General features: G+C 74.1%; 21 protein-coding genes. 6 read left to right on the top strand and 15 right to left on the bottom strand.

The annotated features are described in order from the left end of the window. Window positions 1–82 precede the first annotated feature (82 nt). Window positions 83–1,000: an NADP-dependent oxidoreductase gene (locus tag ABZ716_RS05745; protein WP_358814383.1), complete on the bottom strand. Its 918-nt coding sequence runs from the start codon at window positions 998–1,000 to the stop codon at window positions 83–85. 228 nt (window positions 1,001–1,228) lie between these two features. On the opposite strand from ABZ716_RS05745, the gene ABZ716_RS05740 reads away from it, so the two are divergent. After that, entirely contained in the window at window positions 1,229–1,972 is a 744-nt protein-coding gene (locus ABZ716_RS05740) for a glucose 1-dehydrogenase (RefSeq protein ID WP_358956851.1), read from the top strand. 30 nt (window positions 1,973–2,002) lie between these two features. On the opposite strand, the gene ABZ716_RS05735 is transcribed toward ABZ716_RS05740, so the two are convergent. Then, complete coding sequence (locus ABZ716_RS05735) at window positions 2,003–2,731, bottom strand: peptidoglycan-binding domain-containing protein (RefSeq protein ID WP_358956848.1); 729 nt, start codon at window positions 2,729–2,731, stop codon at window positions 2,003–2,005. A gap of 420 nt (window positions 2,732–3,151) precedes the next feature. On the opposite strand from ABZ716_RS05735, the gene ABZ716_RS05730 reads away from it, so the two are divergent. Next, window positions 3,152–3,562 (top strand): hypothetical protein, encoded by a 411-nt coding sequence (locus tag ABZ716_RS05730; RefSeq protein WP_358956845.1) that lies wholly within the window; start codon window positions 3,152–3,154, stop codon window positions 3,560–3,562. Between the two features lie 17 nt (window positions 3,563–3,579). On the opposite strand, the gene ABZ716_RS05725 is transcribed toward ABZ716_RS05730, so the two are convergent. Continuing rightward, window positions 3,580–3,873, bottom strand: a complete 294-nt coding sequence (locus tag ABZ716_RS05725; protein WP_358814351.1) for a hypothetical protein — start codon at window positions 3,871–3,873, stop codon at window positions 3,580–3,582. 93 nt (window positions 3,874–3,966) lie between these two features. Here ABZ716_RS05725 and ABZ716_RS05720 point away from each other — a divergent pair, with 93 nt between their 5' ends. Further along, window positions 3,967–4,422: a hypothetical protein gene (locus ABZ716_RS05720; RefSeq protein ID WP_358956842.1), complete on the top strand. Its 456-nt coding sequence runs from the start codon at window positions 3,967–3,969 to the stop codon at window positions 4,420–4,422. Window positions 4,423–4,438: 16 nt separating this feature from the next. Here ABZ716_RS05720 and ABZ716_RS05715 read toward each other — a convergent pair whose 3' ends face one another. Both ABZ716_RS05715 and ABZ716_RS05710 read right to left on the bottom strand, forming a co-directional pair. After that, window positions 4,439–7,168, bottom strand: a complete 2,730-nt coding sequence (locus tag ABZ716_RS05715; RefSeq protein WP_358956839.1) for a DNRLRE domain-containing protein — start codon at window positions 7,166–7,168, stop codon at window positions 4,439–4,441. A 125-nt stretch (window positions 7,169–7,293) separates the two neighbouring features. Then, window positions 7,294–9,234, bottom strand: coding sequence for a cellulase family glycosylhydrolase (locus tag ABZ716_RS05710; RefSeq protein WP_358956836.1), 1,941 nt, complete (start codon window positions 9,232–9,234; stop codon window positions 7,294–7,296). Between the two features lie 213 nt (window positions 9,235–9,447). Between ABZ716_RS05710 and ABZ716_RS05705 the strand changes: the two genes are divergently transcribed. Then, window positions 9,448–9,918, top strand: a complete 471-nt coding sequence (locus ABZ716_RS05705) for a cyclic nucleotide-binding domain-containing protein (RefSeq protein WP_358814355.1) — start codon at window positions 9,448–9,450, stop codon at window positions 9,916–9,918. Between the two features lie 246 nt (window positions 9,919–10,164). Further along, window positions 10,165–10,608, top strand: a complete 444-nt coding sequence (locus tag ABZ716_RS05700; RefSeq protein ID WP_351889436.1) for a subtilase-type protease inhibitor — start codon at window positions 10,165–10,167, stop codon at window positions 10,606–10,608. An 87-nt stretch (window positions 10,609–10,695) separates the two neighbouring features. Here the strand turns inward: ABZ716_RS05700 and ABZ716_RS05695 are convergent, their stop codons facing one another. Together ABZ716_RS05695 and ABZ716_RS05690 are read right to left on the bottom strand one after the other, a co-directional pair. Beyond that, window positions 10,696–11,538, bottom strand: coding sequence for a GNAT family N-acetyltransferase (locus tag ABZ716_RS05695; RefSeq protein ID WP_358956832.1), 843 nt, complete (start codon window positions 11,536–11,538; stop codon window positions 10,696–10,698). A 22-nt stretch (window positions 11,539–11,560) separates the two neighbouring features. Next, on the bottom strand, window positions 11,561–12,058 hold the full coding sequence (locus ABZ716_RS05690) for a hypothetical protein (RefSeq protein ID WP_358956829.1): 498 nt from the start codon (window positions 12,056–12,058) through the stop codon (window positions 11,561–11,563). Between the two features lie 164 nt (window positions 12,059–12,222). Between ABZ716_RS05690 and ABZ716_RS05685 the strand changes: the two genes are divergently transcribed. Continuing rightward, window positions 12,223–12,960, top strand: coding sequence for a Sir2 family NAD-dependent protein deacetylase (locus tag ABZ716_RS05685; RefSeq protein WP_358956826.1), 738 nt, complete (start codon window positions 12,223–12,225; stop codon window positions 12,958–12,960). Window positions 12,961–12,970: 10 nt separating this feature from the next. On the opposite strand, the gene ABZ716_RS05680 is transcribed toward ABZ716_RS05685, so the two are convergent. The 8 genes from ABZ716_RS05680 to ABZ716_RS05645 form a co-directional block, all read right to left on the bottom strand. After that, a complete protein-coding gene (locus ABZ716_RS05680; protein WP_358814360.1) occupies window positions 12,971–13,462 on the bottom strand; it encodes a VOC family protein in 492 nt (163 codons plus the stop codon). Window positions 13,463–13,590: 128 nt separating this feature from the next. Further along, window positions 13,591–17,157, bottom strand: a complete 3,567-nt coding sequence (locus tag ABZ716_RS05675) for a bifunctional glycosyltransferase family 2 protein/CDP-glycerol:glycerophosphate glycerophosphotransferase (protein WP_358956823.1) — start codon at window positions 17,155–17,157, stop codon at window positions 13,591–13,593. 197 nt (window positions 17,158–17,354) lie between these two features. Beyond that, on the bottom strand, window positions 17,355–17,729 hold the full coding sequence (locus tag ABZ716_RS05670; RefSeq protein ID WP_358956820.1) for a hypothetical protein: 375 nt from the start codon (window positions 17,727–17,729) through the stop codon (window positions 17,355–17,357). Window positions 17,730–17,805: 76 nt separating this feature from the next. Continuing rightward, window positions 17,806–18,252 (bottom strand): roadblock/LC7 domain-containing protein, encoded by a 447-nt coding sequence (locus ABZ716_RS05665; protein WP_358814363.1) that lies wholly within the window; start codon window positions 18,250–18,252, stop codon window positions 17,806–17,808. A 71-nt stretch (window positions 18,253–18,323) separates the two neighbouring features. Further along, a complete protein-coding gene (locus ABZ716_RS05660) occupies window positions 18,324–19,127 on the bottom strand; it encodes a transcriptional regulator (RefSeq protein WP_358814364.1) in 804 nt (267 codons plus the stop codon). Then, window positions 19,124–19,531 (bottom strand): hypothetical protein, encoded by a 408-nt coding sequence (locus ABZ716_RS05655; protein ID WP_358956817.1) that lies wholly within the window; start codon window positions 19,529–19,531, stop codon window positions 19,124–19,126. The genes ABZ716_RS05660 and ABZ716_RS05655 overlap by 4 nt, the downstream gene beginning before the upstream one ends. A 159-nt stretch (window positions 19,532–19,690) precedes the next feature. After that, window positions 19,691–21,610, bottom strand: a complete 1,920-nt coding sequence (locus ABZ716_RS05650; protein WP_358956814.1) for an APC family permease — start codon at window positions 21,608–21,610, stop codon at window positions 19,691–19,693. Between the two features lie 136 nt (window positions 21,611–21,746). Further along, the gene (locus ABZ716_RS05645; RefSeq protein WP_351889462.1) at window positions 21,747–22,202 is read right to left on the bottom strand and encodes a (2Fe-2S)-binding protein; all 456 of its coding nucleotides are present in this window, start codon (window positions 22,200–22,202) and stop codon (window positions 21,747–21,749) included. Window positions 22,203–22,207 lie beyond the last annotated feature (5 nt).

Genomic DNA, 22,207 nt, shown 5'->3' with positions numbered 1-22,207 from the left:
GGGCACCTCCCAGCGGTAGCTGGGGGAACGACGCGGGCCTGACCGACAAGACCCGAAAGAGACGACCTGGCCCGCGGGTGCGTCAGGGTTCGACGATGATCTTTCCGGCCGTGTGGCCCTCCTGGCTGAGGGCGAAGGCTTCGGCCAGGCGGGACAGGGGGAAGGTCTCGGCGACCGTGACCGTCAGGCGGCCCTCGTCCGCGAGCCGGGCCAGGGCCGTGAGGTCCTCGCCGAGGGGGCGGACCCACATCCACTGGCCGCCCGCCCCGAGGACCGTGTGGTCGGCGATGGACGCGTGCCGGCCGCCGGCGGCGAGCACGGCGGTGGTGACGTCCAGGACCCCGCCGACGAAGTCCGCGACGACGTTCACCCCGTCGGGAGCGAGGGCGCGGACCCGCTCCGTGAGCCCGTCCCCGTACTCCACGGGCTCGCAGCCCAGCTCCCGCAGCCGGTCGTGGTTGCGCGGCGAGGCGGTGCCGATGACGCGGGCGCCGAGGGAGCGGGCGATCTGCACGCCGAGCGAGCCCACCCCGCCCGCCGCGCCGTGGATGAGGACGGTGTCGTCCTTCCCGGTGCCGAGGCGGGTGAGCAACTGGTAGGCGGTGAGCCCGGCCAGCGGCAGGCCGGCCGCCTGCCGCCAGTCGAGCGAGGCCGGCTTGCGCGCGAGGGCCCGTACGGGAACGGAGACGAACTCGGCGAAGGTGCCGCCGTGCACGTAGTCCTTCCGGGCGTACGCGATGACCTCGTCGCCCTCCGCGAACTCGGGGACGTCGATGCCGACCTGCTCGACGGTGCCGGACACGTCCCAGCCCGGCACCACCGGGTAGACCACGTCCATCAGGCCGTCGAGCCCGCCCGCCATGATCTTCCAGTCCACGGGGTTGACCGCCGCGCACCGGACGCGGACGAGGACCTCGCCGGGGGCGACCTTGGGGACCGGGAGCCTGGTCTCGGCCAGCACCTCCGGTCCTCCGTACCTCTCGTACGCCATCGCCCGCATGGTGGGCCGGCCGTCCTGGGAGTCCTGCGACATGGGTGTGCCCTTTCGGTGAACCGTCAACGAAGCCATCCCCTACCCATCCCACCACGAACCACACGGCGCCCTGCGGCGCGACCCGCGGCCGCTCCAGGGGCAACTGCGCTGGTCCAGCGGACATCCCGCTGTTGTAGCCTGCGCCGGGGCCGGCCCGCACAGCCGGCCCCGCGGCACGAGTCGGAGGACCATCCCATGCAGCAGCGCCCCGTCACCGTCGTCACCGGAGGAAGCCGCGGGATCGGCGCGGCCACCTGTGTCCGGCTCGCGGCCGAGGGCCACGACATCGTGCTGGGCTACGCGCGTGAGGAGGCGGCCGCCGAGGCCGTCGCGGAGCGGGTACGGGCAGCGGCCGGCCGGTGCGTGACGGTGCGGGGGGACACCTCGCGGGAGCGGGACGTGGAGCGGCTCTTCGACGTCGCCGGGGCCGAACTGGGCCGCGTCACCGGCCTGGTCAACAACGCCGGGGTGACCGGCCCGCTGGGCCGCCTCGCCGATGCCCGGACCGAGGACCTGCGGCGGGTGGTGGAGGTGAACCTGCTCGGCTACCTGCTGTGCTGCCGCCGCGCCGCCCGGGACATGGCGCAGGGGGGCGGCGGGGCCGTCGTGAACGTCTCCTCGGCGGCCGCCACCCTGGGCAGTCCCGGCGAGTACGTGCACTACGCGGCGACCAAGGCGGGCGTCGACGCCCTCACCGTCGGGCTGTCCAAGGAGCTGGGGCCGGACCGGATCCGGGTCAACGCCGTGGCCCCGGGCGTCATCGAGACCGATATGCACGCCACGATGGGGGACCCCGGCCGCCCCGCCCGCACGGCCGGCACGACCCCGCTGGGGCGGCCCGGGCAGCCGGAGGAGATCGCCGGAGCCATCGCCTGGCTGCTGTCCCCGGACGCCTCGTTCACCACCGGTGCCGTCCTGCGGGTCTCCGGCGGGCGGTGACCCGGCCGCGGGGCCGGGCCGGTGGCCGGGTCAGCCGAAGGCGGCCTGGGTGGCCGGGCCGTAGACGCCGTTCGGGTCGCCCTTGATGTCGCGGTCGCGCTGGAGCTGGGAGACCCCGCGCTTGGTCTGGCCGTCGTACACCCCGTTCACGTGGACGTAGGTGAACCCCTGGTCGTAGAGCCGCTGCTGGAGGGCTCTGACCTCGGGCCCCTTGTCCCCCGGACGCAGCGTCACGAACTCCGCCGGCTTCGCCGGCCGGCTCGTGCCGGCCGAGGGGCTCGGCGACGGTTTCGCGGAGGACGGGGAGGCGGAGGGGCCGCGTGTGGAGGCGGAGGCCGAGGGCTTCGCGGGGGCGGCCTTGCTGCGTACGTCGGGCTCCCCGGCGCCGGGGCTGCGGGCGGGCAGCGCCGGCAGCTCCAGGTCCGGGCGGACCGCGGCCCGGGTGGACTCCGGTTCGGGCCCGCTCATCAGGAACGCCGCCGCGCCCGCCCCGGCGGCCACCACCGCCAGCGCGAGGACGGCCAGGGGAAGCGGGCTCCGGCGCCGCTCAGGCGTATGGCGGGGCGCCCCCGCCACCGGGCCGGCCGGGGACGGAGAGGGCACGCGCGGCAGGGGCTGCGTCGTCTCCTCCGGCGTTTCGGCGAGCGTGGGCCAGGCGGGGTAGGCCGAGCCGTGCGGGCTGCCGGGGCCGGCGACGTACGGGCGTACGAACAGGCGGTCGTCGGGCTCGGGCCCGCTCTCATCGGGGTGTGGGGACACGGTCGTCTCCCGGCACGGTCGGGGTCCGGTGCGGCGCTGCGGCGCCGGCCCCCACCCGCCGGTCAGGCCCTGCGCCGCCGGGCAGCCGGGATCCGGCCCGCTCCGGGGGGCGGCGGAGTGAGCGGGGAGCGGGCGGATATCGGCATCTCAGGCGTCTCCGAAGTGCGGCTCTACGGTTGGTTCATACCGTCGGTTCATACGGTCGGTCTTGAGCGGACTCTTTCCCTCCAGGGCGGCTCCGGTCAAGCCGGGTGTCCGATCCGCCCCATCCATCCGCTCTCCATCCGCCCCACGGGCGCCGCTCAGCGGGGGCGGCGGACCAGCAGACCCGTCCCCCACGCGCCTGCGAGCCGGCCGTCGCCTCACCCGGACGGGTGAGCGGCGGGGCCGGGGCGGGCCGGACTGCGGCATGGTGGTCGGGTGCTGTTACGCCGGGCCGCCCTGCCCCTCTCCCTCCTGGCCCTCCTGGCGAGCGCCGGCTGCGTCTCCGTCGGCCCGGAGCACCGCGCCCCGGGTCCCGCCCGGGGTTCCGCACCGCCCGCCGGTGCCCCGGACGCCGGTGCCCCGGACGCCGACCGGCCCGAGGTGGTCCCTCCGCTCCCCCTGGGCGAGGCGCCCGATCCGTCCCCCTCCCCGGCAGCTCCGGCCCGCGAGGGCCGCCCTCCCGCCGCACGCCCGCCGAAGCCCGCCCCGCCCCGCCGCGCCCGGCCGCCCAAGCCGGTGCCGCAGCGCCGTGCGGCGCCGGCGCGCGGGAAGGAGCTGTGCGAGGCGGCGGAGGGAACGCTCCCGCCGTCCGTCGTGGACCTCTGCGTCCGCCAGTACGGCCGCTGACCGGCGCGAGCGCCCGGTCACCGACGCCCGGGAGCCGCCGGTTCCCTGAGGGCCCCGCACCGGCTGCGGACGCCGCGGCGGGCCGTGCGCAGCCGCCGCAGCGCGGCGTGTCCGCGCCGGCTCCATTCGCCGTGCGGCAGCCCGGCGGGCCGGCCGCCGCCGGTCATCAGGGCGTTGACCGGGCCGTGCGGGTCGGCGCCCGTCCCCTTGGCGACGAGGACCCCGACCACGAGCGGTACGAGGGCCACGGCGAGGGCGGAGCCGGCGCAGGTCACCCGCTGAAGGCGCGGGCGGGAGGATACGGAGGTCATGCGGCCCATTCCAGCAGCGGCGGCGCGGCGGGGAATCGGCGCGGATACTCAGGCCGTTGCACGGGCGTACTCAGGCGGCGGAGGGAGGGCGTGGTGACGGATCCCCAGGGGCGGGGTTTCGAACCCGCGACCGGTGACGGCCCGGAACCGGCGGGTCCGGCGCGGGCGGCCGAGCTGCGGACCGCGTACGAGGGGCTGCTGCAGATCCGCCGCCTGCTGACGGGCGGGACCTCCGCGCCCGCCCCGTGGGAGCTGCGGATGATGCCGCGCGCCGTGGCCCTCGTCCTGGAGGCGGCCGGTTTCCCGCCGTCGGCGGTCGACGCCGAGGGGCGGCGGTGCCGGGCGGGCTACCGGGTGGCGGCCGGGGCGGAGGGGCTGGTGGAGGTCACCTGGCCCGGTCCGCCCGGGAGCGGAGCGGCTGCCGAGGAGCGGGAGCGGCTGACGGCCTGCGCGGCGGAGCTGGAACGGCACGGCTGGGACTGCCTGCTCTACCGGGGCCGGCGCGGCCGCCGGTTCCTGGAGGTGGGCGCGCCCCACCCCGGAGGGTGAGGCGCGCCCGCCCCGCTTACGGCGTCCCGAAGGTGAGGGTCAGCCGCGGGGTCGCCTCCGAGGCGGCCGCCTCCGAGGACCACAGCCACAGGGCGTCGGTGCCGGTGCTGGTCAGCGCCAGGCTGTAGGAGCCGCCCAGCGCCGCGGCCACGGCGGCCGTGTCCAGTCCGGCGGTGTGGACCGCCGAGCCGTCCGGGATCCCGGGGAAGGCGCCGAGCGCGGGAGCGCCCGTACCGGGGCGGTTGGTGTAGGTGGTCTGGTCTTCCGTCCAGGCTGCGGTGACGGGGACGACCGAGACGGTGTCCGTGGTGCCGGCGCCGGCCATGGTGCTGGTCTTGACGCTGAGCGAGGCCGAGGTGAGCACCTTGCCGGCCGGGGCGGCCGGCAGGGTGAAGCGCAGGTAGCTGGTGTACAGGGAGGTGCCGCGGACGGCCAGGGAGCTGGAGCCGCCGTAGTTGGTGTCGGGGGCGCCCGCGTTGGCGTAGGTGTCCTCGGCCGCGGTGACCTGGACCGTCGAATCGGCGGGGGCGGAGGCGAGGGCGAAGTGGCGCTGCACCTGCGCCGCGCTGAGGACCGTCGGGTAGACGGCCGTCTCGTCCATCAGGCCCGCCCAGTGCTCGCTCGCGGGGCGGTCCGGCCAGCCGCCGAGGCTGTCGAAGCCGACGCGCCAGTAGCCGGTGTAGTTCTCGTGCGTGGTGACGTTCAGGGTGCCCCGCTGGACGCCGTCCACGTACAGGGTCATCCCTCCGGGGCCCTGGGTGGCGACGACGTGGTGCCACGTGTCGTCGTTGAAGGCTGCGGCGGTGGTGATCGTGCGGGTGGCTCCGGTGTAGACCCCGTAGACCAGCCGGCCGTCGTTGGTCATGTAGAGGTGCTTGTCGTACTGACCGCTGCCGGTGGTCTGCTGGTTGCCGAAGCCGATGAGCTTGCCGCCCCGGGTGGTGTTCGTCCGGAACCAGGTCTCGATGCTGTAGGTGCTGCCGACGCTCTGGCGGCGGTCGCCGTAGACGTGCGCGTCGGTGCCGTTGAAGCCGATCGCCGTGCTCGCGCCGGACACCGCCCCGGGGCTCTGGCGCAGGGCCGGCCCGTTGTGGTGCACGCCCGCCTGGTTGCCGTCGGAGGAGTCGGCGACGTACGGCAGGACCGTGTCGTCGTAGCGCCAGTACAGCTGGGCGCCGTCCGCGCGGACCTGGCTGGGGTACGGCTGCGCCGAGGCGGGGACGGTCACGCTCGCCGGGGCGGAGAGCGCGCTGACGTTGCCGGCCGCGTCGGTGGCGCTCACCCGGTAGGTGTACGACTGGCCCGGCTGGGCGGTGGTGTCGGTCCAGGACGCCTGCGGGCGCTTGAAGAACAGCGAGTCCGCGGTGACCGTGCCGACCGGGGTCGCCGCGCCGTTGCGGTAGATCCGGTAGGTGAGGGCGCTGTCGTCGAGGTCGAGGCTGGTGCGCCAGCGCACCTGGACCTCGCCGGGCCTGATGCTCGCCGCGCTGGCGACGGGGACCGTCGGAGCGCCCGTGTCGCCGGTGGAGGAGAAGTGCGTCAGGCTCTGCTGCGCCGCCCCGTTGACGGTGGTGAACTCACCGCCGACCCACAGGTACGGGGTGCCGTTGCGGGAGCCGACGGTCATCACGCGCGGGCCGATGCCCTCGCCGACGCCGTCGTTGGTGTCGGGCGCCCAGCCCAGTTTGCCGACGCCGGTGGTGGGTTCGGCCAGCAGGTGGTGGCGCTGGCCGTCGGGGTACTCGCCGACGCTGGAGCAGTCGTGCGCGTGCGAGGCGCTGTAGAGCACGTTCTGGTACGGCAGGACGGCCTGGGTGGCGCCCAGGCAGGTGTCGCGCCAGCGCTGGCCGAAGTCGGAGAGGTTCAGGGCGATGCGCCCGTCGAAGACGCCTCCGCCGGTGCCCTCGTTGGCGGTGTAGAAGCCCGTGGCATCGGTGGCGATGTCCTTGACCACGGAGTTGGTCTCGATGAAGCCGGGGTAGCCCTTGGTGAGGGACCCGCTGGCGGAGTCGACGACGGCCAGCGCGTGCGTGTCCGTACCGTTGACGGTGAAGAAGTCGCCGCCCAGCAGGACGTTCTCGCCGTCGGGGGTGACCTCGACGGCGCGGCCCGGCTCGTCGGCGTCGGCCCGGAAGGGGCGCAGCGCGCCGTCCGAGGCGGCGACGGCGGCGAAGCGCTGCCGGGGCTGGCCGCTCACCGTGAGGAAGTCGCCGCCCGCGTAGACGGTGTCGGCGGTGACGGCGATGGCCCGGACCGTGGCCGCGAAGGCGGGGCGGAAGGACGGCTTGACGGTGCAGGTGGCCACGTCGATGGCGGCCATGCTGGACACCGGGGTGCCGTTGACGGCGCCGAAGTAGCCTCCCGCGTAGAGGGTCTTCTTGTCCGGTGACAGGGTGAGCGCGCGGACGGTGGCGGTGCCGCCGGCGACGGTGAAGGACAGGGTGCAGGAGGTCGGGGCTCCGGTCGCGGCGTCGAAGGCGGCGAAGTTCACCGCCGGCAGCTCGCTGCCCGCGCCGCCCGCGGGCGGGCGGACGGCGGAGAAGGTCCCCCCGACGAAGACGGTGCCTCCGGCCTCGGCGAGGGCCCAGACGATGCCGTTGGGCTGCCAGGTGGGCAGCGCGTCGGCGGTGAAGGCCACGGGCGGGGTGACGGCGGCGGCCTGCGGGACGGGCCCGAGCCCCACGACCGCCCCGGTGGCGGCCAGGGACAGGGCGAGCGCGGCGGCCGGCCCTCTGGATCTGCGCATGAACCCCCCAGTTCGGTATGCGTGGACGTTACGGGCGCACCCTAGGCCCGATCGCCTTTCGGCTCACCGGACTTGACCCATCACATGCCGAACTACCGCCTTCCCTGCGGTCGTTGTGCGCGGGCTCAGCCTGCCGGCAGTGCCCGGCACAGCAGGGAGGCCGGGGAGGGGCGGAAGCCCGCCCGGGCGGTGAAGGCGATGCCCGCCGCGTACTCGGTGGGCGCGCACTGGCCCTTGAAGTGGCCCCAGGCGTAGTCCCCGCCCGGGGAGCCGGCCGGGCGGTCGTCGCCCCGGTCGAACCACACCGTCCGGGCGGAGCCCGCGAGGGGCACGCCGGCCGGGGCGCACAGGGCGGCCGAGACCCGGTCGCCGCGCAGGCTGTAGCCGATGAGGAACTGCCCGGCCGGGCACTGGAGTTTCGTGTAGCCGGTGGCCCAGTCCCCGCCCGGCGGCACGGAGGACTCGTCGCGGACGACGGTCTGGCCGCCGCCCGGGGCGCGCAGGGCGGAGGTGGAGCACAGCCCGCGTCCGCCGGTGTGGCTCAGGCCCGCGAGCCGGGCGCCGTCGGGGCAGACGGCCTTGCGGGCGCCGGGGTCCCAGTCGCCGGCGGCCCGGGAGAGCAGCGAGGCGGTGTGGTCCCGGTGGTCGGTGCTGAGCTGGTACCAGGAGGGGGTGGCGGGGACGGGGCCGGTGCGGCCGGGGGCGGTGGTCAGGGCGGTCCAGGGGGCGGTGCGCCAGTCGGCGGGGTCGGGGACGCCCGACCCCGCGCGCCGGCCGGTGTTGTCGTAGCGGAGCAGCGCCCAGGTGTCGCCGCCGGGGGCGCCCTGCGCGGTGGTGCTCCAGCCGACGAGGGGCCAGTAGGCGAAGTCGGCGTCGGAGGAGGCCAGGTAGCCGGTCATGTTCTGGAACCAGGCGCGCGGGGCGGCGCCGGTCTCGTCGGAGCCGATGCCGAACTCGCTGATCCACACGGGTGCGGTGAAGTGGGTGCCGGTCTCGGCGGAGACGAAGAACGCCTGGTCGTAGAGGGCCTGTTCGAGCTGGTCCCGGCTCATGTCCTGGTAGCGGGGGTCATGGGTCTCGCCGAGGCCGGTGGCGCCGCTGTGGTGGGGGCCGGTGTAGCCGTAGAAGTGGGCCGAGTAGACCAGCTTGTTGGATACGACGAGGGTGTGGGACAGGGTGCGGGCGGGGGTCAGGGCGGGGCGGCCGTGCGGGAGGCCGTCGGCGGGGATGCCCGTCCAGTTGATGCCCTCGATGACGATGAGCAGGTCCGGGTTGGCCTCGGTCAGGATGCGGTCGGCTGCCTCCTCGGCGGCGGCCTGCCAGTCGTGGCCGTCGCCGAGGCCCCAGTTGGGGTCGTCCCAGGTGTCGCGGCGGACCTCGTTGTAGAGGTCGGCGCCGACCACCCGCGGGTTGTCGCGGTAGCGGCGGGCCAGGAAGACCCAGTCGTCGGCCCACTGAGCGGTGGAACGGGTGCTGTTCCAGCGCTCGTTGCCGTCGAGGCCGCAGCACCAGCGGGTGGTTCCGGTGTGGTTGTTGAGGATGACGGCGAAGCCGGCGTCGGTGAGGGCGCCCACGACGGCGTCGTAGACCTGGAGCGGGGTGCGGCCGCGCAGCGCCGGGTTGGCGGCGACGGCCGCGTCCGGGACGGGGGTGCCGGTGTGGAGCATCTCGTTGGAGAAGGGCAGCCGGACGCTGTTCAGCCCGAGTGCGCGGAAGTCGGCGAGCAGGGCGGCCAGCGGGACCCGGTCCAGGCCGAGGGGGATGCCGTGGGAGTCCTGGCCCGCGTGGTGGGTGGCGGGGTCGTCGCGGTCGCCGGAGCCGTTCCAGGAGCCCTGGGCCCCGTCCCAGTTCCCGGAGCGCAGGCGGAAGCGCTCGCCCCGGGCGTCGACGATGTACCGGCCGCGGGTGGAGAGCGGGGGTGTCCAGGGCGCCGGGCCGGCGGCCTCCGGAGTTCCGGGCGAGTCCGGTACGGCCGGTACGGCGGCCAGGGCGGGGGCGGCCGCCGGCAGGACCGCGCCGCCCGTCAGGAGGAGCACGCTCAGCAGCACCCGTACAAGGCTCTTCATCCGCCACCCAACCGGTCCGGCCGCCCCGTCCGGGCGGCTGCGGCGGACAAGTTACCGGCCGGTCGCCCAGGAGGGAAGGCGCCCGGACCACCCGGCGGGAGGGCGCGGGGGACGGCGGCCGCAGGGACCCGGCCCGGGGTATGCCGCGATCGGGCCCGCGTCGGCGACACTGGGGGGACCAGAAGCTTGCGGGGGGTCTGAACGGAGGCCGTCGTGAGCACACCTTCCCCCATCCGGATCGCCGCCGTACTGTCCGCCGAGCACCGCGGCCGGCTGATGTCCTCCGCCCGTGAGGTCAATTTCCCCGAGGGTGCCCGGATCTTCGAAGAGGGCGGCAGGGCGCGCGCCTTCTGGATCGTGCGTTCCGGCACGGTGACCCTGGAGGTGCCCGTCCCCTCCGGCGGCCACCGGGGCGCGGTGACCGTCGAGAGCCTCGGCCCCGGGGAGCTCGTCGGCTGGTCCTGGCTGTTCCCCCCGTACACCTGGCAGCTGAGCGCCGAGGCGATGACCCCCGTACGGGCCCACGAGTTCGACGCCCAGGCCGTGCGGATGCTCATGGACGCCGACCCCGCCTTCGGCTCGGCCGTCGGCCACTGGGTCGGGCGGATCCTCGCGGTACGGCTCCAGCAGACGCGCACCCGGCTCCTGGACCTCTACGCCCCCCGGTCCATCCCCACCCGCTGAACACCCCGGCGCCGGGCGCCCGCCTCCCGCACGCCCCACCGGCCCCACGCCGATCGCGTCCGGGGGGCGTGTTCGGCCGTTTCCCGGGCCCTTCCCCGCACAGGTCACCGCGACGGACCCCACTGCGGACTGCACTCATGCGCTCACGATCGGTGACGAGAAACAGCGGTACGAACGGGCGTTCCCGCCCCGGATGAGCAAGACTCCCGTCCGCTATCCGAAACACCGACCCGAGGAGTGTTCGAAATGCGGTCCATCACCAGGAGTCTGGGACTGGCCTCCGGAGCAATGGCGCTCACCGCCCTCACCGCCCTGGCCGGGACCGGAGCCGCCGACGCGGCACCGGCCGGAACGCAGGTCCTGTACGCGCCCTCCGCGCTCGTGGTCAGCGTGACGGCCGGTCAGAGCTCCGAGGGGACCGTGCTGCGCGCGGTGACCCTCGTGTGCGCCCCGCGCCCCGGCGGCACCCACCCCTCCCCCGCCGCCGCCTGCGCCGAGCTGAAGGCGAACAACGGGTCCTCGCTGGACGTGCTGGCCGCTCCGCGCCCCGACTCCGCCTGCACCCGCGAGTGGAACCCGGTGACGGTCACCGCCGAGGGCGTGTGGCAGGGCCGGCGGATGAGCTACACGTACACCTTCGGCAACCCCTGCGGTCTGCGCAGCAGCACCGGCACGCTCTTCGGTATCTGAGCCGCCGCGCGCGGCGCCCCGGGCGCCGGCCGCGGACCGGCCGGGCGGCGCTGCCGACCGCCGCCCGGCCCCCACGGCCCCCGCCCGTCAGCCCAGTTCGAGGCTGGTGATCCCGTACAGCCCGGCCAGGTCCAGCTCCGGCGCCGGGCCGGTGTACATACGGGCCGTCTCGAAGGCCGGCACCAGCCCCAGCCCGGCCGCCACGGCGGCCGCGGCCGGGTTCACGCCGGGCACGTCCACCGCCACCTCCCCGGCGGGGGCGTGCCCGGCGAGCCGCCGCACCAGGGCGGCGGCCACCTCCGGGGTGGCCGCGTACAAGGGGCCGATCCGGGCGGCGGAGCTGCACGGGCGGATCACCCCGAGGCCCTCGATCCGTCCCTCGCAGACGGCCGCCAGGGCGGTCCGGCCGGGCAGGGCGGTCCAGACGCGGAGGAAGGCGTCGCGGGCCTCGGGGAAGAACCGGCGGTCGTAGGCGGCGAGCTCGGCGAACGGCAGCGAGGCCGCGTCCACGACCTCCACCCCGGTGTCCTCACCCGGCAGCGGGACGCCCTCGTAGCGCAGGGTCGTCCAAGCCGAACGGAACCCGGACTTGCGGTAGTTGTCCTGTTGCTCCACGACCCCGTCCAGGCCCACCAGCCGCCCGTCGAGCCGCTCCATCCCCGCCCGCCACAGCCGGATCCCGTAGCCCTGGCCGCGTACGTCGGGGCGGGCGATGTAGAAGCCGATGAACCCGAATCCGCTGCCGTAGCGCACGGCGGAGATGCAGGCGACGGGCTCGCCGTCGAGCCGGCCGACGAGGAAGCCCTCCGGGTCGGCGACCGCGAAGGCGAACCGGTCGCTGTCCCCGGGGTTCCAGCCCTCCTCGTCCGCCCAGGTGCGCATCATGGCCATGTCGGCGGCGCTCGCGCCGGTGATCTCGAATCGCGTCATGCCGGGTGTCCTACCCAGGAAATCACCCCGCGCAGATCACGTCGTCGAGGGTGATCGGACGGGAGTCGGTGCGGACGTAGGCGGTGAAGGTGTCCGTGACCCCGGCGGGCCAGGTGGTGGTGACGGTCGCCCAGCCGACGAACGCGGACGGCATGGCGGTGGCCTGGCCGACGGTGACGGACAGCGGGGTGCCCGGACGGCAGAGCAGCACGTCGGTCTCCGGGGCGAGCGCCTGCTTGTCCTTGAGCAGCTGGGAGACCCGGTGCTCCCGGTCCTCGGCGGACGGGCCGTGGCTGCCGTAGAAGGCCCGCAGGAAGCTGGTGATCTCCTCCGTGGTGTGCCGGTGGGTGTGCCGGTGGTACCAGCGCGGCTGCGGGTCCGCCGCGGTGGGGCTCTGGTACCGGCGGGGCTGCGGGTCGGCGAGAGCGGCCGCCGGTGCCGACGACGCGACGAGGGGGAGCAGGACGGACACGGCGGCGGCGGTCAGCAGGGCGCCGGTGCGGGGCGGGGTGAGCGTCATGTCCGGTATGTAACCGGCGGCGTGTCCGGGCCGCGGGGGGCGCGGCGGGTTCTCACTCCGGTGGGCGCGGAGATTCACCGCAAGCACCCCCTTCCGCTTGCGCCGACCGGCCCCGGGGCGCAAATCGTTCGCGGGGGCGCACAGGGCCCGCCTAGGGTCGGCGCATGGGAAAGCAGCTTGTCGCAGTGTTCAGCGGGGCGGGGATCTCGACCGATTCCGGGATCCCGGACTACCGCGGGCCGCAGGGCTTGTGGCGCCGTGACCCGGAGGCCGAGAAGCTCGTGACGTACGGGCCCTACATGGTCGATCCGGACATCCGCCGCCGCTCCTGGCTCATGCGCGCCGAGATGGCGGCCCTCGCGCCCCGGCCCAACGCGGCGCACACGGCCGTGGCGGAACTGGAGCGGTCGGGCACCCCGGTGCGGGTGATCACGCAGAACGTGGACGGGCTGCACCAGCTCGCCGGGATGCCCGCGCGCAAGGTGTTCGAGCTGCACGGGACGGCCCGGGCGGTGGTGTGCACCCGCTGCCGTGCCCGCTCGGGCATGGACGAGGCGCTGGCCCGGGTCGCCGCCGGGGAGCCCGATCCGGACTGTCCGTCCTGCGGGGGGATCCTCAAGGCGGCGACCGTGATGTTCGGGGAGGCGCTGGATCCGGAGGTGCTCGCGCAGGCGGTGGCCGTGGCCAAGGGCTGCCAGGTGTTCATCGCCGTCGGGACGACCCTCCAGGTGCAGCCGGCGGCCTCGCTCGCCGGGATGGCGGCCGAGGCCGGGGCGCGGCTGATCATCGTCAACGCGGAGGAGACCCCGTACGACCCCTTGGCGCAGGAGGTCATCCGCGAACCGATCGCCACCGCCCTCCCGGCGCTCCTGGCCCGCTTCGCCCCGGCGAACGGCGTCTGAGCGACGCCGCCTAGGCGGCCGGCTCCGCGTCGGCGGCCCGGCGCATGGCCGCCACGTCGAGCTTCTTCATGCCCATCATCGCGGCGGTGGCGCGGGCCGCCCGGCCCGGGTCCGGGTCGCTGACCAGGTCGATGGCGCCGGGCGGAACGACCTGCCAGGAGACGCCGAAGCGGTCCTTGACCCAGCCGCAGGCCGACTCCTGGCCTCCGCCGGAGGTCAGGGCCTCGTAGTAGTAGTCCGCCTCGGCCTCGTCGGAGCAGTGGATCTGGAACGAGATGGCCTCGGTGAAGGGGAACTGGGGGCCGCCGTTGAGGCCGACGAACCTCTGGCCGTTGATCTCGAACTCGACGATCATCACCTCTCCGGCCGGGCCGGGTCCCGCCTCGCTGTAGCGGGCGGTGCGCAGGATCCGGCCGTCCTTGAAGACGGAGAGGTAGTAGTCGGCGGCGGCCTCCGCGTCGCCGTCGAACCACAGGCACGTGGTGAAGCCGTTGCTGGTCATGGCTGCTGCCTCCCGGAGCTGGGTGGGGGGGCCGGGCGGCCCTCCCTGACAAAGGGACCGGCCCCGCGCCCGAAACTCATCGGTGGGCGCGGGGCCGGTCGCTGTATTCACCCGTCCGGGTCAGCCGGCTACTTCCCGAGCATCCGGTCCACGACCCGCTCGGCGGCGTGGCCGTCGTCCAGGTCGCAGAACTCGGCGCGGAACGCAGCCCGTGCCTCGGCGAACCGGGCGGCGACGGCGTCGGCGTCGCGCACGGCCTCGATCAGGCTCGCGGAGTCCCTCAGCAGCGGGCCGGGGGCCTTCTCCTCCAGGTCGAAGGTGAAGCCGCGCAGGGTGTCGCGGTAGTGCTCCAGGTCGTACGTGAAGAGCAGGAGCGGCTTGTCGGTCAGCGCGAAGTCGAAGACCGCGGAGGAGTAGTCCGAGATCAGCACGTCGGCGACGAGCAGCAGGTCCGTGGCGTCGGGCCAGCGGGAGACGTCGCGGACGAAGCCGTCGCGCACCCCGTCGCGGAGCTGCTCCCCCACCCGGTAGTGGCCGCGGACGAGCAGGACGTGGTCCTCGCCGAGCTCGCGGCGGGCCGCGTCCAGGTCGATCTGCAGGTCGAGCTTGTAGCCGCCGCTCCAGCCCTCGCGGTTCTCGCGCCAGGTCGGCATGTAGAGGACGACCTTCTTGCCCTCGGGCAGGCCGAGCCGGCGGCGGACCTCGGCGATCCGCTCCGCGTCGGGGCGCAGCAGCGCGTCGGTGCGCGGGCTGCCGGACTCGATGACCTCACCGTCGTAGCCGAGGGCCCGCTTGAGGACCGGGGTGGCGTACGAGCTCGGGGAGGCGAGGAGCGTCCACTGGGCGCTGTCGTGCGCCAGGGCCTCCAGGATCTCGGGGCTGGTGTAGTAGTCGTGCGTGAAGTCGTAGCCGATCTGCTTGAGCGGCGTCCCGTGCCAGGTCTGGACGACGGTCTGGCCCGGGCGGCGCCGGAAGGACCTCGGCACGCTGTCGTTGAGGACGTAGTACCGGGCGCGGGCCAGGACGTCCCATGCCTCCAGGCTGTCGTACTGGACGGCGCGGGCGGTCGCGGGGACCTCGGCGCGGCCGTCGCGGACCAGCCAGACGTGCTCCAGCTCCTCGCCCCGGCGCAGCAGCTCCTCGTGGATGGCGCGGGGCGCGTCGCCGGCGCCGTTGCCCTGGAAGGTGTCGTACACGACGAGGTCCTTGACCGGGAGCCGGCGCTGCGCCGGGTAGGTCTCGTCGCGGGCGACGCGCTGGGCGTAGCGGGAGCGGTCGTGGGGGCTCAGCAGCGGGTCGGTGACCAGGGCCATCCGGTCGTGGAAGCGCGCCTCGACCCGCATCCGGCGGCCCAGGACGGTGACCGGGTGGGGCCCGGTGTTCAGGGCGGGGCCGACGAGCTGGAGGGGGGCACCGCGGTCGACGCCGAGCAGGCCGGCGGTGGTGCCGCCCTGGCTCACCGGGCGCAGGGTGGGCCACCAGCGGCCCCACGGGAGGCTGGTGCGGCCGGCGTACGCCTCGGGGAGCACGGGCTCGAAGGTGGCTTCGAAGCGGTCTCCGTCGCGGGTGACGGGGTAGCTGAACTCGGTGCCGTGCTGGTCGTGCAGGACCAGCTCGTACGGCTCGTCGGCGCTGTCGGCGGGGGCGTGGAAGGTGCCGCGCAGGGTCAGCGTGCCGGCCTCGGCGGTGACGGTGTCCACGAGCGGCGGGGAGGGCTGCACGGAGAGGATCAGGTGGCCGTTCTTGGCACGCTTGGCGAAGACGGCCAGGTCGCCGTCGGCGCCGGGCAGCGGTACGGCCAGGCCGGCGAAGCCGCCGCGTTCGTCGTGGACCACGGGGTGGCTGGTGCCGTCGGCGCGGACCACGGCCAGCGTCCATGCCTGCGGGCTCCACTGGCCGGGCTCCAGGTCGGCGGGCGCGACGGCGCCCAGTCCGGCGAGCGGGACGACGGCGGTGAAGGGGATCCGGCCGCCCGCCGGGGCGGTGCCCTGGGTGAGCGGGATGTCGAGGACGCTGCCGCTGGCGGCGTGCTCGGCGCGCAGGGTGATCCCCTCGCCGGCGCCGGCGGCGAGCTCTCCGGTCAGCTCCAGGGCGTCGTCGCCGCTGGGGCGGACGTCGAGGACGCGGGCCCGGACGATCTCCACCTGGACGGTGAGGGAGCCCGCGACGGTCGGCACGATGCGGACGTCGGGGGTGGCCCAGTAGGAGGGCGGGTTCATGCCGCTGTCGTGCTCGCCGCCCCGCAGGCGGGCCCGGTGCAGACCGCCGGGGCCGGTGACGGCGACGGAGGTGGTCCATATGCCCTCGCGCCAGGTGCCGCCGGACTGGAAGACCGTGGGGTCGACGACGGCGGTGAAGCCGGCCCAGTCGGCGTGCCGCAGGGCGAGGTGCGGGGCGTTGACGGTGGCCATCGGGGAGGCCACGGTGCGGGCGGGGACGACGCTGCGGCGGCGCTTGCCCTGCTCGCGGAAGACCAGCATCTTGCGGGAGCCCAGGCGGCTCTCGGCGCCCAGGTGCCCGGGCAGGGCGTAGCCGCGCAGGAGCAGCTTGCCGTCGCTCCAGGCGGCCTGCTCCAGCCGGCTGACGACACGGCGCTCGCGCGGGCCGAGGGTCAGCAGCTTCGGCGGCACGGGCGCCTTGAGGAAGGGGTAGTCGGCCTGCGGGCGGGCCAGGCCCTTGACGGGCACGCTGTAGCTGAAGTCCCGCTGGTGGTGCAGGAGGGCGATGAACTCCTCGACGCGGCCCTCGCGGGCCAGGTACGCCTTGAGCCGGTCGGCGACGGTGAGGTCGTTCCAGGGACCGGTGCCGATCTCGCGGACGAGGCCGCCGACCTCCTTGACGAAGGCGGCGCGGAAGTCCTCGCCGCCCTCGGCGACGTACTTGTAGATGAGCGGGAGCTCCTCGCTCAGCACGTTGTAGTCGTAGTCGCGCAGGTAGCGGGTGTACTTCTCGCCGGACTTGGCGAGGAGGGCCTCGCGCACCAGCCGGACCGAGGTGACGCGGTCGATGACGGAGACCGGGTCGGTGGAGCGCTGGGTGATGGAGCGCTCGCCGGTCTCGCGGACCCGCCAGTGGTAGACGCAGTCGCTGATCACGTCGACGCTCTTGGCGAAGTAGTGCGCGGGGATGCTGACGGGGGCGTCCTCGTACAGGATGCCCTCGGGGTACTGGAACCCGTGCTCCTCCCAGAAGCCGCGCCGGTAGACCTTGTTCCAGGCGGTGCGGTCGGTGACCAGCGCGGGGAACTTGGAGATGTGGGTCTTCAGGCGGGTGTTCGCGAATGCGGCGCGGTGGCCCCAGGACTGCTGCATGCCGACGGAGCGGAACCGCTTGACGTTGCCGGCGGCGAAGTCGGAGCCGGTCTCGTCCAGGGCGTCGATCAGCTTCTGGTAGGCGTCCGGGGGCATGGTGTCGTCGCTGTCGACGAAGGCGAGGTACTCGCTGTCGGGCGAGGCGTGACGGAAGCCTACGTTGCGTGCGGCGCCGAGACCGGCGTTCTCCTGGAGCACGACGCGGAAGCGCTTGTCACGCTCAGCGAAGGCTTTGGCGATGACCGCACTGCTGTCCGTGGACCCGTCATCGACGATGACGACTTCGAAGTCGTCGAACGTCTGAGCTGCTAGGGATTCCAGGCACTCGTCGAGGTAGAGCTCGACGTTGTAGGAGGGCACGACGATGCTCAGGCGCGGGGGCATGGGTGACGGGTTCTCCAGCGTTTATATCTTTGTCGACCGGGTTTGATGATCAGCCAATTAGAGCATCTTACTCTGTAACGGGATGATAACCTTGCCCCATTTCGGGCATAACGGTCAGACTGCCGGGACGAGCGGCAAGAATTCAGCCGCCCGCCACCGCGCCGTCACGGCCCCCGGGGGCGCCGCCGTCCCGGACGTCAGACCTCCAGGCTCTGTTCGATCTTCTTCAGCTGGTGGCGGGCCATGGCCAGATTGGCCCTGCCCCGGTCGAGGGCCAGGTAGAGGAAGAAGTTCTCGCTGTTGCGGCCCTTCATCAGCCTGATCAGGTGGTACTGGGTACCGAGAGTGATCAGGATGTCCTCGATCTCGTCCTGCAGGCCGAGCATCTCCATGGTGCGGACCTTGGCCCGCACCACGTCCGTGTTACCGGCCGCCGCGACCGTGAGGTCCAGGTCCTTGCCGCCGCCGGCGAGACCGAGGGCCATACCGCTGCCGTAGTCGACGAGGGCCGCGCCGATCGCGCCTTCGATGCTGGTGACGGCTTCCTTGAGGGCAGTTTCCACGTTGACCATGAGACTTCCTTTGCAGTCGTGTACGAGGGTCGTGCTTGTTCTGCCGTGCTTGTTCTGTCGTGCTTGTTCTGTCGCGTCAGGAGCGGTCGGGGTGGTCCGCCGCCGGCGCCTCGGGGCCGGACCGGCGGCCCAGCCCGTGCTCGATGAGCTCGGTGATCCGGACGCTGGAGCGGCGGGCCTCCAGGTGCAGCCGGCCGACGTTGACGCGCGGCTCGGCGATCAGGGTGAGGACGGCCGCCTCGCCCGCCGCGTACGTGGCGACGTAGCCGTGCTCGCCCCGTACGAGCAGCTCCCGGAAGCCGCCCTGCCCGGTGCAGTCGCTGAGCCGCTGGGCCACCCCGAGGGCGGCGGCGGTCAGGGCGGCGACGGACTCGGCTTCGGCGGCGGCGCTGTCCTGGGCCAGGACCAGCCCGTCGGCGCTCGCCGCGAGAGCCCCGCTGAGCTGCGGGACGCGGGCCCGCAGCCGGCGGAGCTCGGCGAGTATCCCGGCTTCGGTCTCGGCGGGCACCATGGCCGTATTCATGTCGGCCTTCCTCCCTTCGGGCGGCCTCCGCTCGAAACGGTCGGCTCGCAGAACCGGTCGGAGCGGGAGCTTCACAGGCTTGCCTCCAGTGCGTCGCGTAACCGGCGGAGCAGCGCCACGTCCGGGGGCTGGGTCTGGGTCATCCAGTCGGGCAGCGGCGGGACCGGCGCCGGGGTGGGGGCCGGAGTCGGGGCCGGGCTGGTACGGGGGGTCTCGACGAGGCCGGCGGCCGCGAGTCTTCGGACGTCGAGCAGGGTGTGGAAGGCGGGCCGGCCCAGCACCCACGCCAGGTCGGCGGGGGTACGGACGCCGTCGGCCTGGCCGAGCAGCGCCCGCTGGCGGGCGGTGACGATCTGCCCGGGCGCGGCCTCCCGGGGCACGACCGGGGCGGTGTCGAGCTGCGGGTAGGGCCATACGGCGTCCAGCAGCTCGCGGCGGCGGCGGGTCTCGCGTTCGACGGTGGCCGCGGGGACGGACCGGACGGGGCCGATCCAGTGCGTGGCGCCGCGGCGGAAGCGGGAGGGGCCGCTGCCCGGGGAGAGGGCGAAGAAGGCGGCGTCGAAGATCGCCGCCATATGGCATATCTCCAGCTCCCCGTCGGCCAGTCCCCCGCTGTCCACCAGGAACCGGGCGACCCGCCGGGTGGCCCCGGCCTCGTTGACGGCCTCGTTCCAGCGCTCGGGGGCCAGGCCGCCGCCGGTGGTGAGCAGCACGCCCAGTCCCGGGGTGGAGGGGCTCTCGGCGTGCACGATGCGGCCGTCCTCCAGGAAGAGGGTGCCGCGGTCGCGCAGCAGGGCGCCGGTGGCGCGCTCGGCGGCGAGCCGGGTCAGCAGGGGGGAGACGGCGGCGAGGCTCTCCACGGAGGCGGGGGTCACCGGAGCACCAGCCCTTCGGCGAGGGCGCGCAGCCGGAGGCGGGCCAGTGCCAGGTTGCCCTCGGCGCGGTCGAGCCAGAGGTGGAGGAAGACGCTGCTGTCGAAGCTGGTCTCCACGAACCGGAGCACGTGGTAGCCGGTACGGGTGGTGACGATCACGTCCTCGACGGGGGGCTCGGCGAGCCCGCCCCCGGGCGGCGCCTCGTCGCCGGGCTGGGCGAAGGACTCGTACTCGGCGGCCGCCCGGGCCAGTTCGGCGGTCTCGGCGGCGGTGGTCTCGTGGTCGCCGACGGGGGACTCCCCGGCGGTGCCGAGGGCCAGTCCGCTGCTCCAGTCGACCAGCGCGGCCCCCCTGGCACCCGGCAGGGCCATGGCTTCGAGCAGGCATTCGTCGATCCCGGGCACGCGGGCTCCCCTCCCGGCCGAACGTGCGGCGAACGGTCGTCGTACGGCATGACAGGAGGGAACTTACTCAACTTCCACCCTGCGAAAGGGTGTTCTGGCATTTTCCGCTGGAACATGCCCGGTGACGCGACACCTTGGCCGGAACCCGTCCGCTTTTGATCAAGGCTGACGGGCCGACTCCAGCAGATACGGCACGTCGATCACCACGATCCCCGGGGTGAACAGCAGCCGCGTCTTGAGCCGCAGCGCGTTCTGATTGTGCAGGGGCTGCTCCCACCAGTGGCCCACGACGTACTCGGGAATCACCACCGAGAGCACGTCGGTGCCCTCGGCGGCGGCCGCCTCCTGCAAGTACCCCACCACGGGCCCGATCACCTCCCGGTACGGCGAGTGAAGCACCTTCAGCGCCGTCCCGGGGACGGTCCGCGCCCATGCCTCGCGCAGCCTCCGCGCCTCCTGCTCGTCGGCGGCCACGGAGAGCGCGCTCAGCGTGTCGGGCCGCAGCCCCTGGGCGTAGCCGAGGGCCTTGAGGGTCGGGGCGTGGACGCGGGAGACGAGGACGACCACATGGTGGCGGGAGGGGGTGCGCGGCCGCTCCCCGGGGGCGACGGCCACCTGCCGGGCGACCTGGTCGTAGTGGCGGCGGACCTCCTTCATGCCGAGGAAGAGGGCGGGCATGGCGATGACCACCAGCCAGGCGCCGTGCGTGAACTTGGTGATCAGGACGATGACCAGGACCACGGCCGTCATGAGGGCGCCGACCGCATTGATGGCGAGCCGGCGGTGGATGTGGACCCGCCCGGCGCGGGGGGTGGCCGGGGAGGCGAGTTCGCGCCGCCAGTGCCGGACCATACCGGCCTGGGAGAGGGTGAAGGAGACGAAGACGCCGATGATGTAGAGCTGGATGAGGCGGGTCAGCTGGGCGTCGAAGGCGACGATGAGGGCGATGGCGGCGAGGGCGAGCAGGACGACGCCGTTGGAGTAGACGAGCCGGTCGCCGCGGTTGGCGAGCTGGCGCGGGGCGTAGCCGTCCCTGGCGAGGATGGAGGCGAGCATCGGGAAGCCGTTGAAGGCGGTGTTCGCGGCGAGGATCAGCACGCCCGCGGTGGCGGCCTGGAGCACGTAGAAGAGGAGGTCCCAGTCCCCGAAGGTGGCCCGGCCGATCTGGGCGAGGGCGGTGGACATGGGGGTGTCCGGGGGCAGGCCGAGTTCGGTGGGGTCGGCGGCGACGTGCACCTGGTAGACCATGGCGAGGGCGGTGATACCGGCGAACATGGTCACCGCCAGCGCGCCCATCGCGGCGAGGGTGGTGGCCGCGTTCCTGGCCTTGGGCTTGCGGAAGGCGGGGACGCCGTTGCTGATGGCCTCGACGCCGGTGAGGGCGGTACAGCCGGAGGCGAAGGCGCGCAGGGCGAGGAAGACCACGGCGATGCCGGTGTAGGTGCCGGCGGCGTCGATGGGCAGGTGGGCGGACTCCGCCCGGATGGTGGCTCCGGTGCCCAGGCGGACGGCGGCCACGGCGAACATGACGTAGATGATGAGCACGAACCCGTAGGTGGGGACGGCGAAGAGGCGTCCCGACTCCCGCACCCCGCGCAGGTTGGCCACGGTCAGCAGCACCACGAAGGCGACGGACAGCCCGACCTGGTGGCCGTTGAGGGAGGGGATCGCCGAGGTGATGGCGGCGACCCCGGAGACCACGGACACGGCGACGGTCATCACGTAGTCGACGAGCAGGGCGCTGGCGGCCGTGAGGGCCGCCGTGGGGCCGAGGTTCTCGGAGCTGACGACGTACGCCCCGCCTCCGCCGGGGTAGGCGTGGCAGGTCTGCCGGTAGGAGGCGACCACGACCACCAGCAGGAAGACGATGGCGGCGGCCGCGTACCAGGCGAGGTGGAGCAGCGCGACGCCGCCGAGGGCGAGAATCAGCAGGATCTCCTCGGTGGCGTAGGCCACGGAGGAGAGCGGGTCGCTGCAGAAGATGGGCAGCGCGAGCCGCTTCGGCAGCAGGGTCTCGCCCAGGCGCGCGGTGTCGAGGGGCTCACCGACCAGCAGCCGTTTCGCGTGGATTCGCCTCATTCCGCCATGGGTATCCGATTCCGGCGGATCTCAGACGTCCACGGTGGTACTCCGCCGGATCGGTGTCCCCCGTACGGACCAGTGGCGGCCTCGGGCGGCCGCCGCGCCGGTGGTGCGGGCGTTCACCTCCGGGCGTTCACATCCGGGCGGCCGCGCTGCGGATGGCCTCGCGGATGCGGAAGTAGGTTCCGCAGCGGCAGATGTTGGCGATGGCGTCGATGTCCTCGTCCGTGGGCTCAGAGGTCCGGCGGAGCAGGGCCACGGCGGCCATGATCTGCCCGGGCTGGCAGAAACCGCACTGGGCGACGTCCTGTTCGAGCCAGGCTTCCTGGACGGGATGCAGCCGGTCGCCGTCCGCGAGCCCCTCGATGGTGGTGACCCGCCGGCCCGCGCAGGCCGAGACCGGCACCACGCAGGGGCGGACGTCCGCCCCGTCGAGGTGGCTGGTGCACGCCTTGCAGACGTCCACCCCGCAGCCGTACTTGGGTCCGGTGACCCCCAGCAGGTCACGGAGCACCCACAGCAGGGGCAGGTCGTCGGGGGCGTCGACGGTGACGCTGCGCCCGTTGAGGGTGAAGGTGTGCGAGGGCACGGCGG

It is taken from the genome of Streptomyces sp. NPDC006687 (genome assembly GCF_040636215.1).
GTDB lineage: Bacteria > Actinomycetota > Actinomycetes > Streptomycetales > Streptomycetaceae > Streptomyces.
Note: the sequence above shows the minus strand (reverse complement) of the source record. Positions and strands in the feature narration are given on the sequence as shown.